The following is a 12,276-nucleotide window of genomic DNA, read 5'->3' as shown; positions in this document are numbered from 1 at the left end:
TACACTTTTTTCAAGTAAAGAAAAAGGAGTGACACACTTTTGGTGAGACGTTTTCAGAAATTTGATATCTATTTATTTTTCATATTGATCTTATCTGCCATTTTAAACATTTATAACATTTGGAAAGATGATACGGTGAATGCCTATTATACGGCGGCAGTCACAAGTATGATGCAAAGTTGGCATAATTTCTTCTTTGCTTCGTTTGATCCAGCAGGTTATGTCACGGTGGATAAACCACCTCTTGCCTTCTGGCTGCAAACCATCAGTGCCAAAATTTTCGGACTGCATGGCTGGAGTGTAATCTTGCCTCAAGCTTTAGCTGGCATTGGATCTGTTTATTTAATTTATCGACTTGTTAAACCTACTTTCGGTCAGGCTGCTGCAAGACTTGCCGCACTGATTATGGCTTGTACACCTATCGCAGTTGCCGTATCTCGTACAAATAACATTGACAGCTTACTCGTCTTTATACTTTTACTAGCAACAGCCATGATGTTCAAGGCTGTAAAACAGCAAAAAGTGCTGTGGGCCATTGCTTCATTTGCGATGATTGGGGTCGGATTTAATACAAAAATGCTGCAGGCGTATATGATCGTACCTGCTCTTATCCTGTTTTACATCATTGCCTATCGAACGACATGGAAGAAGAAATTGCTTTCACTCATGATTTCAATGATTGTCCTGTTAGGTGTATCTGCATCTTGGTCTATAGCAGTTGATCTTACCTCAAAAGACAATCGCCCTTATATGGGTTCGAGTCAATCCAATTCTGCTTTAGAATTAGCCTTTGGTTACAACGGCCTTCAGCGGCTGACTGGTCAACAGTCTGGCGGCGGTGGTGGGATGAGCGGTGGTTCAAGTGAGGGTCAAGGTCAACCACCTTCACAGCAGGGTGAACAGCAAAACGACAATGATTCATCCACTATGCCTCAGCCGCCATCTAATGGAAATCAAAGCAGCTCAGACAGCTCGGATCAATCTTCAGGTCAAACACAGCCGTCTATGCAAGGGCCGCCAAGCAGCGCGAACGGCTCAACTGCATCTGAAATGCCTTCTGGAGGAGACGGAGGAGATGGCGGTAGCCCACCAAATGGTGGAGGCGGCAAGATGGGAAGCGGCTCTGGCATGTTTGGTACAGGAACAAAAGGGCCATTACGTTTATTCCAATCTGAATTATCCGATCAAATCAGCTGGCTGCTTCCATTTGCAATCTTTGGTGCAATTGGTATCTTCTTCTCAACAGCATTTGAAAGAAGACGTCTCAATACAAAACAAAAAGAAACACTATTTTGGTTAGCTTGGCTTATACCGGTCGCTGCATTTTTCAGTGTAGCAGGATTTTTCCATCACTATTACTTAATCATGCTGGCACCGCCAATTGCTGTATTAGCTGGAGCAGGATGGGTGTCTATGACTCAATTGTTCCAAACAGCAACCGGCTTTAAAAAATGGCTGCTTCCAACTGCTATTATAGTGACGACAGCATTTGAAATCTTTATCTTATCTACCTTTACAAGCACGATTGGTCTTGGATTAAGCATTGCAGTTGGTGTCATTGGCGTTGGAACCACCCTTGCACTGCTCTTGATAAAAGGGAAAGAAAAACTAAAACAATTGATGTCTCTCATCGCCATCCTTGGCATGCTGATCGCACCATTGTACTGGGCAAGCACACCTCTTCTTTATGGAGGAAACAGTATGCTGCCAGAGGCTGGTCCTCAGCTTGCAACTTCAAGTGGCAGCATGAGTTCACAAGTCAATGAAAAGCTGATCAGTTACCTTGAGAAAAACAATACAGGGGAAGAGTTCCTGTTTGGTACAACAGATGCAACCACTGCTTCGCCTTACATTATTAAGACAGGAAAAGCTGTTATGGCATTAGGTGGATTTAGTGGATCTGATAACATCCTTACGCTTAGTGAATTCAAACAGCTCGTCAAAGACGGCAAAATCAAATACTTCTATCTCTCTGAGATGAGAGGCGGAAGCTCTGACATTCTGAGCTGGATTCAAAAAAATGGGAAAGAAGTTTCTGCTTCTAAATGGCAGAACAGCACTACATCTAAAACGAATCAGCAAACAGGCAGCTCAGACAGCCAGCAATCGGAACAAAATAATCAGTCAAATGGACGAATGGGCGGAACGGAGAGCGGCACCCTTTACGAACTATCCGTTGATTAATTCATCTATTAAAAGGAGGAAAATGACTGATGGAAAAAAGCATAAAGTATTCTATTGTTGTCCCAGTCTATAATGAAGAACTTGTGATCCATGAATCGTATCAGCGCCTCAAAACTGTCATGGATTCGACGGGAGAAGCATATGAGCTTCTCTTCGTCAATGACGGTAGTATGGATCGAACAGCTGAACTGATTAAAGGGTACTGTCAGGAAGATCCTAATGTGAGACTCATTGATTTTTCTCGTAACTTTGGACATCAAATTGCGATCACGGCGGGAATGGATTATGCAAAGGGAGAAGCCGTCGTGGTGATTGATGCGGATTTACAAGATCCACCTGAATTGATTTTAGACATGATTGAGAAATGGAAGGAAGGCTATGAAGTCGTTTACGCAGTCCGCACCAAACGAAAAGGAGAAACGGCTTTCAAAAAATACACTGCTTCCCTTTTCTACCGAGTGCTGCGTCAAATCACCGAAGTAGATATTCCTATCGACACCGGCGACTTTAGATTAATGGATCGTAAGGTATGTCATGAAATGAGAAAAATTCGTGAGAAAAATCCATTTGTCCGCGGCTTAGTCAGCTGGGTCGGCTTCAAACAAATTGCGGTAGAATACGTTCGAGATGAGCGTCTAGCAGGAGAAACAAAGTACCCTCTCAAAAAGATGCTCAAACTCTCAATGGATGGAATCACATCCTTTTCCTATAAACCTTTAAAGCTAGCCAGCGTGGCAGGCATTACCCTTTCTGCTATTGGATTCATTTCTATGTTTGTTGTTTTATACTTAAAGCTTTTCACAAACAGCACCATCACTGGCTGGAGTTCATTAATTGTCATCCAGCTATTCTTTAGCGGTATCATCCTCTTTATGTTAGGAATGATTGGAGAGTATATTGGCCGAATATACGATGAAGCAAAGGACCGGCCGCTTTATATCGTCAGGGAAAGCTATGGGCTTCAGGCAAAGCCTCACGCGGTTCAATCCCCTGTTCATTTCAAGCAATATAAACAGCATTAAAAAAAAGCGTGTGAGACCTTATAAAAAGATCTTGCACGCTTTTTAGATTAAACGGCAGTTTCAAACCGCTTTCTGTTGATGAAAAAAGAGAGTGTAATGAGTAGATAAATTCCCATTGTGACCATCGTTTGTACAATTGGTGTTGTTGATACAACGCCGATAAAAATAGCAATGATCGCAATGACAGAAAACCATGTCGTGAACGGATACAACTTCACGCGATATCCACCTGGCTGTGCGACACTTCGAGATTTCAAATGACCGACTGCAATGATAAACCAGATGAACAGGACGGTATAACTTAAAGACCCCATCAAATAATTGAACGTTTGACTTCCCACAAAAAGAGAAATCAATACAGCTGCATACAATGTGGATGTACATACAAGGATGGCTCTGACAGGTACCTGCTGTTTTGACAGCTTAGAGAAGCCTTTCCATACACGTCCATCCATTGCCTGCGTATAGAGCACCCTTGATGAAGCATACAGTCCAGAGTTCATAGAAGACAAGATCGCTAGCAAGATGATGCCGTTCATGATATCACTGGCATACGGCACACCAATCGTTGCAAACACTGTGACGAATGGACTTACTTGCTCATTGTTTACTTGATTCCAAGGGATTAAGCTGACAATGATAAAGAACGGCAGTACATAGAAACCGATAATACGGACAAACGTACTTTGAATGGCCTTTGGAATCACTTTTTCAGGATTTTTTGTTTCCGCTAATGTGACCCCAATCATCTCAGTTCCGCCATATGAATAGACCACAACCAGCATTGCCGCAATTAAGCCGCCAGTTCCATTAGGGAAAAATCCTCCGTGGCCGGTTAAGTTAGATAGTCCCGGTGCCGCATGCTGTCCAAATGAGACAAACAGCATCGTTAACCCAATGATAATAAATAAAATGATGACAGCAATTTTAATAGAAGCTAACCAGTACTCCGTCTCAGCAAACATTTTGACTGAACACACATTAATCAATGTCACAACAAGTGAAATGATTAACACAAGCGTCCAAATCGGCACGTGAGGGAACCAGTATTGAATAAAGATCGCAGATACAATGGCTTCTGCTGCAATGTTCAGCACCCACATTTTCCAATAGATCCAGTCTAAGAAATAGGCTGGATATTTACCTAAGACAGGTTCTATTAAATCACGGAATGTTCTTGCTCCAGGTCGTGCAACGGTCATTTCGGCAAGTCCTTGCATAATAAATAATAAAATAAGACCACCAATCATATATGCCAAAATGACAGCAGGACCTGCAATATCAATGGCAGAACTGCTTCCTTTAAATAGACCAGCGCCGATTGCACCGCCAAGCGCAAGCATCATAATATGCCTTGACGTCATTGTTCGTTTTAACTGCACATGTTCCTTTTCCATTTTCTATAGCTCCTTTAAATTTGAATCTTCAGACAAATATAAGATAAAAGCATATAAAAAGGCCAGCCATCTCCTTGAAGAGACGACTGACCTTGCAACCGCGTTACCACTCTAATTGATTCAGCACGTGCTGAATCCAACTTAAAACCCAATAACGGAGGTCACACGTAAAGACTTACCATTCATTCAGTCTTACCGCTCTTTGAGCGAGTTCAATGATTCGTTTTACTGCGTTGCACCGACCCGCAGCTCTCTTAAAAAACGGATGTTCATCTACTATTCTCAAGTCAAAGCGTTTATCGTCAATTTATATATTCATCAAAGATTTTATTTTTTAAATATACTGACTAACCACGCAATTGTCAACATCCTTTTTCAGACAAACGGCGATTAACGAATCCAAACGGCTACTTCATCCATCGGACGGCGCGTTTTGCCGCGCTTCGGTTCAGTGACACGATAACCAAAGGCTACCATCACAGAAATGTCGTATTGACCATCCTCAAGTAAACCTTCTTCTTCTAGGATACGATGTATTTCATCGTAGCTAAATCCTTCAACTGGGCATGAATCAATACCGATCTGTGCTGCAGCTGTCATCATATTTCCAAGGGCAATATACGTCTGCTTTGACGCCCAATCAAATAATGTACGGTCATTTTCAAGTAAATGAAGGTCGTTTTCTTGGAACTCTTTGTAGCGTTCCTTGACCATTTCAAACGTTTCATCTGTCATGCCTTTGATTTGCTTGTTGATATATTCTGCATAAGCGGAATCATAGCGGGCATCTGTTCTTGCCAGGATGATCACAAAATGACTGGCAGTGGGAAGCTGTTTTTGCGCGCCCCAAGTATATTTTTTTAATTTTTCTCTAAAAGCTTCATTCTGCACAACGAGGAACTTCCATGGCTCAAAGCCTACAGAGCTTGGAGACAGTCTTCCTGTTTCTAAAATAAATGCAAAATCATCCTCAGGAATTTTTTTCGATGGATCGAACTCTTTTGTCGCATGGCGGAACTTATATGCTTCAATGATTTCCTTTTTTAGTAATTCTTTGTCTCTCATATCGTTCATCCTTTCACATGATTTTTGGCATATTATTTTTTACCATTATATTTGAAAAATAATCACCCTTTGGTGTGATGTCATATCGTTTATGTTAAAAGATATAACAACTGCATTCAAGTAAACTGCCTTTCAATCAATTTCTATCATTGTCACGTTCAGCATATCTTCATTTAAAACATAAGTTGAACAAATAAAAAAAAGAGGGAAAAAAACACCAGAATGACCACTTCCAAAAAAGGGAATTAAGTCTCTACTATCCAATCGATAAAAAAGATATCATTGTGTTGCTGGCGATTTTCTGAGATCGTCAGCTATGTGACACCCTTTTCTGCAAGAAGATGCAGAGGGGAAATGGGGCTTGGAAAGATCATCGAACATTATGAAGAACAAATTATCAATATGAAAAACCCTGACTATACCAGTCAGGGTCACGTTTTTCAGTTGATTTTACCTACACCAGCTTTTGATAGAACGTTTGATTTTACTTTCGTCACTGAATCTTTGGATAAAAATAAAGTAGGCGTCCAACCAACACTTGTTTTTAATCCTTGATTCGCACCAATTTTCTGTGTTAAAGAACCATTTAATAGAGTATCTGAATCCCGCAATTCAGAACCCGAAAGAATACTAATCACGTTCTTAGATGTCAAATTGGGTACATCGATCACATTGTTCTCTGCATAGATTTTCGAACTCTTTCCAATGCCCCAAGCATAACTGAAAGGATACTCTTTCGTGCTTAAACTACCTTTATAGTAGTTATTGTAAATATGAACTTTTCCATACCTGACTCTCGGTGCCCGCTGTACGATATTTTCAAACCGATTATGGTGAAGTGTCACTCTTAATTTCCCATCATCAATAGTATTTTTATCATTAGAGCCAATGGTCATAACCTTATCATGATGATGGAAATGATTATAAGATAACGTAATGTAATCCGCTTGGTTTGTGATATCTAACAAGCCATCATGATGTTGATATTTCCTTCCGTAATATGAAGGGAATGTATGATCTTGTCTAGAGCCATCATTAAAAGTACAATGATCAATCCATACTTTCGTTCCCCCATTAATAGAAACGTTATCGTACTCTGAATTCCAATTTCCGTTTTTACCGTCCGTAGGATCCCACGATGGGAAGAAATCATATGCATCTTGAAATTGAATATTTCTTAAGATTACATTATTACTTTTGATAAGAAAAACGCCTCCGATTACTTTTGCGTTATTCCCCACACCAACGATCGTCGTATTTGACGGAATATCAATTTGAACACGTGCTTTCTGATTCAATTGAGAGCGTTTACGTGCCTCTTCTAATGTACCAGTCGGCTCCTTCTTCCCCCATGTTTTCGGATCATATTGTTTTAAGTATTTGTCAAAATCATATTTTGGGTCTTTATAATCGTTTAACCCAAGTTTTTTGAGCTTATCATCCACATTTAAATCAATGGTTCCCTGAATGTAGATTATTTTTGGTGTTGTATTGGTTTTAGAACCTAAAGCATTCACAAGAGTGTTTCGATTAGATACAGTATAAACATTTGCAGCTTTAGCAGCGGACCCTCCAGTAACTCCAGTTGAGTTTGAGCCCCATCCATCATTTTTAGCAAGCGTTTCACGTCCGATGTCTGCTCCAAAAGCTATGTTCTCAAAGCTGAATAAAGACAATAACATCATAACTAACATTATTTTTTTCATTTTTTTCTCCCTATTATTTTTTGCACACGTGAACATAATTTAATTTTTTAGCAGCAGAGAGTTGTGCAATCCTGCATCTACTGCTTTCTCATTGGTGTTTGAAGAAAACAAATGATGATACAGAACAGCGTTTATTCATGCACCCCCGTTCATATACTGACAAATATAGCACCCTCGTGCAGACGGCACTATGTTCACTTATGATATCTTCAGCCTCTCACCTCTCTCTATTTTTATAAACATCATTATTACATATTTTCAAAAAATTACAATATATTTTACAATAAATACTTGTTTTATTTATTGTTTCCTTTTGAAGCCATCAAAAAAAGCTGCTATCTCTAGCAGCTTTCAGCGTGTAGACAAACCCTCGCATTCTTTGTCAGTCCTGCGTGCCGGTGCTCACGAATCTTAAATTCGCTCCGCGCCGGTACTCGTCCTTCCTAGACTGCAAAGGTTTTCAGGTCACGCTGAAAAGAAGACAAAGGGCTAAAATCAAGATCATTTTAGCCCTTTGTCAACAAGCTAAAAGCTGCTATCTCTAGCAGCTTTTAGCTATTTTAAGATGAAATCGCCGTTGGTTCTTGCTGCGGGTCATCCTTCACAAACAAGATACCAAGCTGATGATGCTCCCCTTCGTAAGAAGCTCGTTTCTCAAACCTTGTCTGACCATTTAGGCCAATGATCTCAAGCTTTGTCAAAGCACGATTGGTTTGAAGTGCTTCATAAAATTCTGAAACGGTTTTGACCTCGATTCCATTTACCTTTGTAATCATTTCCCCGATCTCAAGCTTTAAATCAGCTGCAGGGGTATTGGGAATGATGCCAAGCACCATCAGTCCTTGATTCCGCTTAGAGAAGAAGAACGGTGCAGCATTGTCATTGACCCTCTGCTTCCATGAAAGAAAGGCTCTTCCAACAATCGCTATTACAACAGCTCCCAGGGCAATAGGCTCAAACCAAATACTTGCAGCACCTAGTAAGGCAACAGCGAGTCCAAGCATCAGAATTCGTCGTGCCGTAATTTGAATACTGACAATTGGCAGCGAGCCTTGAATTCGCTGGCCGAAGCCGATGATATACGGAATCAGAATAAATGAAAAGCTTTGGTCGTGCACTTGAAGCACCGGCCACCATGGCAGGGTAGAAGTGAATTCACCTGCTGGCATCAGCAAAACAAGCGGTAAAAGCCACAGACGGTTTGCCCGCTGCTGGCCAATCAGAAGTCCTCTCGCACTCATCACCATTGCAGGCGATGTACGTAAATGCGCCGTTCGATATGCTAGAATTCCCTCGGTCATTAATAGGAGCCCTAACAGGATGACTACGGCTGAAGCATTCATCATTGAAAGCTGCGGCAGCCAAGAATGGTTCACTTGGAAGAACATTAGTCCAAATGCCGCAACAAAACTGAAACCGAGTGTGTATGCAGACGAAAGCGCACTCGCCTTAAAGAATAAAGAGAAAACGATGGTCATTGCTGCAATCAGCACGATGAATCCAGGCGGGAGGGATATCCCTAAGCCTACTGAAATGACAGATAGACAAATACCTAGAATCCATCCCTTTGAATATGTAAATTTTAGTTCATCGTAAACATCTTCTATTCTTGTTTGAAACGCTTTTCTCTCCCGCTTTACGCGGATGTAGCCATACAATAGGCTTATTAATATCATGAAATAAAAAAGAGGATGGATTAAAAACAGACCGACCGCTTTTAATCCGGCTCCCATCCACTCCGAGCTCATTATCGTTCACCGCCCAAGTCAAGCATTTTCTCTTATTCTATCAAATAAATCGATGCTTGACATCAGGTTTATTTCTCCTGATTCATCCAAAGTGTGACATTTGACAGTGAAAAATCCTTTAAATAGTGATTCACATCTACATCTAGTATGCCGCCGAGAAGCTGCATGGACCTCTTGATGTCGGTTAAGTTTATACCAAGTCTCTTATGATTATCCATTAAATAATTGAAGTATATCTCAGCACAGTCTTCATCGATTTCGTCGACTGATTCTACCGTTGTGTAATTGACCAAGTACCTGCTTAACAGCATGAGCAGACTTAATGCCTTTGTAGCGGAAAACGTCACATCTTTCGTACGACTCTTAAGCTCCTCTACCAACTCGTAATATTTTTTTTCTCTCACAATACTTGCCCTTTTCAATTGTGTACCCCCATTTACTAGTTCTTTTAAGAAAAGCGCAAACCTCGGTACAGCTTAATGCTTAAGCTGAATATCCGCAAAAAATAAAATATTTAAAATGAGTGCTACTTTTTATTGTAAGAATTATTTATGTAACATACAACTTTCAAAAGTTTCATTTTCATGACATGTTTAAATCAACAGAAAGTCTCTTATATAAATATGTTATCGGGTAAATTCGAAGGAATGTTATGTTTTTTGTAAAATAAATGAATATATTTCTCGATATAATTTATTTTTAAGAATAAATTATTACATGTTCGTGACACTTATGAACCAAAAAAAAGAGGCATTTATTCGCCTCTTTATTTTTTGAGATATAGTGCTTTTAGTGCAGTTTGCAGTTGAAGATCATTCTTTTCATAGGATTTCACTTCATCTACCATTTTGTTCATCATTTTCGCTGTCTTCAAATCAATGACACCTGATTTATCAAGATTGTATGTGCTTTGAAAAGCAAGTACGGCTTTTTTCGTTTCTTCGTCGAAATATCCATCTACTCTGCCTGGATCGAAAGACAAGCCTTTTAGCAGCGTCTGAGCTTGTCTGACCTCTTCATTGTTCATATCAAGCTGAAGTGGTTCTTTTAGCTGAAGCGGGCCAACTGTGAAGTAATCTGGCTGATGAATCGCAATCGTCGGCACGACGCCTTTTTTGTGAATCCAATTGCCTTTTGGTGTCAGCCACTTATACAGCGTTAATTTAATGTTACTTCCATCTCCCATCGGAACTGCCTGCTGCACAGTTCCTTTCCCGAAGGAAACGTCCCCCACCACTTCATACTTTCCTGCTTCTTTCATCGCACCAGCAAGAATCTCAGAGGCCGATGCACTTCCTTTATCAATCAAGACATTGACCGGATAAGGTTTTGGTTCTTTTCGCTTTGAAAAATACCGTTTTCGATCGCCGTTCCGTTCTGCAATCTGAATATAAGGTTGATCCTTTGTGATAAAATGCTTCAAAATGTCTTCCACACTTTGCAGATAGCCGCCTGGATTTCCTCTCACGTCCAGCACAAGACCTTCCATGCCCTTTTTCTCGAGCTGATTCAAGCTTGCAGTGAAATCCTTCGCAGTATCTTCAGAAAAGCTGGAGATCGCAATATAGCCCGTTTTATGACCATTGACCTCTTTCATTGAAGCAGTAACTGTTTCAAGTGGAATTTCTTCTCGTTTGATATGGAACGTTAGCTCTTTCTCAATCCCATTTCGTCTAATTTTCAAGGCGACAGACGTTCCTTTTTTTCCTCTTATTTTCAGCACAGCATCGTTGAGGCTTTTTTCTTTCATCGTCTCACCGTCAATGCTGATAATTTCATCTTTCGGTTTAAGACCTGCCTTAGCCGCGGGGGATTTTTTAAAGGCAGAGACGATAATGATCTTCCCTTCATCCATCCCAACTTCTGCGCCAATTCCCTCAAAAGAGGAATCAAGCGAATCAGAAAATTGTTTTGCGGTTTGCTTGTCCATGTATACTGAATACGGATCATTTAAAGTTGAAAGCATGCCCTGAATGGCGCCTTCAAGCAGCTTTTGACGATCCACTTCCTCCACATATTCATTCGAAATAAGGTCATAGGCTTTCTCAATTTTCTCCATTCCGTTTTCCTTCGCCCGATCATTTGATTGAGCTTGTCCAGCCACTGCAACAGCCGCTTTCGGTGACTCCGCATGAGTTCTGTCTTTATACGTCATCACCCCTGCACTCATGATAAGAACGACACTTGCCATGATAGATGCGATTTGTTTTTTCATATTTTGCCTCCTTCTTCAACTCTTCCTGATGACCTGAGTTATTATATGCCAGAAGAAGGGATTTCATGTAAAGACATTCTCCCCGGAAGGCTTGACTAATCATTTCATTAGGTGTAATTTTTATTTTGGTATGATCGAGAAGGAGTCTTCGCTATGTATATTATTTTGACTATGCTTTTATTAGGAATTTTACTAGGGTTTGTCGGAGCTGGCGGAGCTGGTTTTGTCATCGCATTGCTTACGTTACTCTTTGATGTACCAATCCATACAGCACTCGGGACATCTTTAGCTGCTATGGCATTTACGACTTTATCTGGTGCATACAGCCACTACCGGGAAGGGAATATTCAGCTGAAATCCGGGTTGATTGTCGGTGCTTTAGCTTGTATTGCTTCTTTTGCGGGAGCAAAGATTGCTCCTTTTATTCCCGAGGAAAGCCTGCACTATTTAACAGCTGGTATGCTCTTTTTATCTGCTGTTTTTATGATGATCAAATTGTTTGTCCTGAATGAAGAAGCAGAGCAACAGCCGCTTTCTTCACGTCAATTGCTCATAAGGGGCATTATTTTAGGCCTTGTATCAGGTATGCTGTCAGGCATGTTCGGTATCGGGTCAGCACCATTTATCCAAGTGGGACTTTTGATTTTGCTGAGGCTGTCTATTAGACAAGCTGTTGGGACGACCATGCTTGTCATTATTCCAATCTCTATTGGCGGTGGAATTGGCTATATTTCAGAGGGGTATGTTGACTTTATCCTGCTCATTCAAATCTTAATTGGTACAGTATTAGGGGCTTTTATTGGGGCTAAATTCACACGCCTCGCACCGAAACTTCTACTGAAATCCGCTGTGCTTTTAACACCTATTATCGCCGGATTACTGCTGTTATTTTAATTTTATCTAGATGAAAAAAGCCGATAACAGAGTGTTATCGGCTTT

General features: G+C 40.6%; 9 protein-coding genes and 1 other annotated feature. Of the genes, 3 read left to right on the top strand and 6 right to left on the bottom strand.

What is annotated here, in order from left to right; genetic code table 11:
• Positions 1 to 39: 39 nt before the first annotated feature.
• Together GPA07_RS03760 and GPA07_RS03755 are read left to right on the top strand one after the other, a co-directional pair.
• The gene (locus GPA07_RS03760) at positions 40 to 2,184 is read left to right on the top strand and encodes an ArnT family glycosyltransferase (RefSeq protein WP_008358425.1); all 2,145 of its coding nucleotides are present in this window, start codon (positions 40 to 42) and stop codon (positions 2,182 to 2,184) included.
• 29 nt (positions 2,185 to 2,213) lie between these two features.
• A complete protein-coding gene (locus GPA07_RS03755; protein ID WP_008358427.1) occupies positions 2,214 to 3,206 on the top strand; it encodes a glycosyltransferase family 2 protein in 993 nt (330 codons plus the stop codon).
• 47 nt (positions 3,207 to 3,253) lie between these two features.
• Here GPA07_RS03755 and GPA07_RS03750 read toward each other — a convergent pair whose 3' ends face one another.
• The 6 genes from GPA07_RS03750 to ctpB form a co-directional block, all read right to left on the bottom strand.
• Positions 3,254 to 4,603, bottom strand: coding sequence for an amino acid permease (locus tag GPA07_RS03750; protein WP_008358429.1), 1,350 nt, complete (start codon positions 4,601 to 4,603; stop codon positions 3,254 to 3,256).
• A 75-nt stretch (positions 4,604 to 4,678) separates the two neighbouring features.
• Positions 4,679 to 4,903 (bottom strand) — a binding site (T-box leader).
• Positions 4,904 to 4,993: 90 nt separating this feature from the next.
• The gene (locus GPA07_RS03745) at positions 4,994 to 5,668 is read right to left on the bottom strand and encodes an NAD(P)H-dependent oxidoreductase (RefSeq protein ID WP_008358431.1); all 675 of its coding nucleotides are present in this window, start codon (positions 5,666 to 5,668) and stop codon (positions 4,994 to 4,996) included.
• A gap of 440 nt (positions 5,669 to 6,108) precedes the next feature.
• Positions 6,109 to 7,374 carry a pectate lyase family protein gene (locus GPA07_RS03740; RefSeq protein ID WP_157292046.1) on the bottom strand — a complete coding sequence of 422 codons (1,266 nt, stop codon included), beginning with the start codon at positions 7,372 to 7,374 and terminating at the stop codon, positions 6,109 to 6,111.
• 560 nt (positions 7,375 to 7,934) lie between these two features.
• Positions 7,935 to 9,122, bottom strand: coding sequence for a PDZ domain-containing protein (locus GPA07_RS03735; RefSeq protein WP_034739052.1), 1,188 nt, complete (start codon positions 9,120 to 9,122; stop codon positions 7,935 to 7,937).
• Between the two features lie 68 nt (positions 9,123 to 9,190).
• Positions 9,191 to 9,544, bottom strand: a complete 354-nt coding sequence (locus GPA07_RS03730; protein WP_007500014.1) for a swarming motility protein SwrAA — start codon at positions 9,542 to 9,544, stop codon at positions 9,191 to 9,193.
• A 344-nt stretch (positions 9,545 to 9,888) separates the two neighbouring features.
• Positions 9,889 to 11,337, bottom strand: coding sequence for a carboxy-terminal processing protease CtpB (gene ctpB / locus GPA07_RS03725; protein WP_071168507.1), 1,449 nt, complete (start codon positions 11,335 to 11,337; stop codon positions 9,889 to 9,891).
• Positions 11,338 to 11,490: 153 nt separating this feature from the next.
• On the opposite strand from ctpB, the gene GPA07_RS03720 reads away from it, so the two are divergent.
• Positions 11,491 to 12,231 carry a sulfite exporter TauE/SafE family protein gene (locus tag GPA07_RS03720; protein ID WP_157292045.1) on the top strand — a complete coding sequence of 247 codons (741 nt, stop codon included), beginning with the start codon at positions 11,491 to 11,493 and terminating at the stop codon, positions 12,229 to 12,231.
• Positions 12,232 to 12,276 lie beyond the last annotated feature (45 nt).

Source organism: Bacillus sp. ms-22 (assembly GCF_009759805.1).
Classification (GTDB): domain Bacteria; phylum Bacillota; class Bacilli; order Bacillales; family Bacillaceae; genus Bacillus; species Bacillus xiamenensis.
The sequence above is the reverse complement of the archived record's forward strand: the minus strand, read 5'-3'. Positions and strand labels throughout refer to the sequence as shown.

Bases quoted from the DNA above. Each gene is read 5' to 3' on its own strand.
- GPA07_RS03745 (WP_008358431.1), bottom strand. From the start codon at position 5,668: ATGAGAGACAAAGAATTACTAAAAAAGGAAATCATTGAAGCATATAAG.
- GPA07_RS03740 (WP_157292046.1), bottom strand. From the start codon at position 7,374: ATGAAAAAAATAATGTTAGTTATGATGTTATTGTCTTTATTCAGCTTT.
- GPA07_RS03755 (WP_008358427.1), top strand. From the start codon at position 2,214: ATGGAAAAAAGCATAAAGTATTCTATTGTTGTCCCAGTCTATAATGAA.
- GPA07_RS03735 (WP_034739052.1), bottom strand. From the start codon at position 9,122: ATGAGCTCGGAGTGGATGGGAGCCGGATTAAAAGCGGTCGGTCTGTTT.
- ctpB (WP_071168507.1), bottom strand. From the start codon at position 11,337: ATGAAAAAACAAATCGCATCTATCATGGCAAGTGTCGTTCTTATCATG.
- GPA07_RS03750 (WP_008358429.1), bottom strand. From the start codon at position 4,603: ATGGAAAAGGAACATGTGCAGTTAAAACGAACAATGACGTCAAGGCAT.
- GPA07_RS03720 (WP_157292045.1), top strand. From the start codon at position 11,491: ATGTATATTATTTTGACTATGCTTTTATTAGGAATTTTACTAGGGTTT.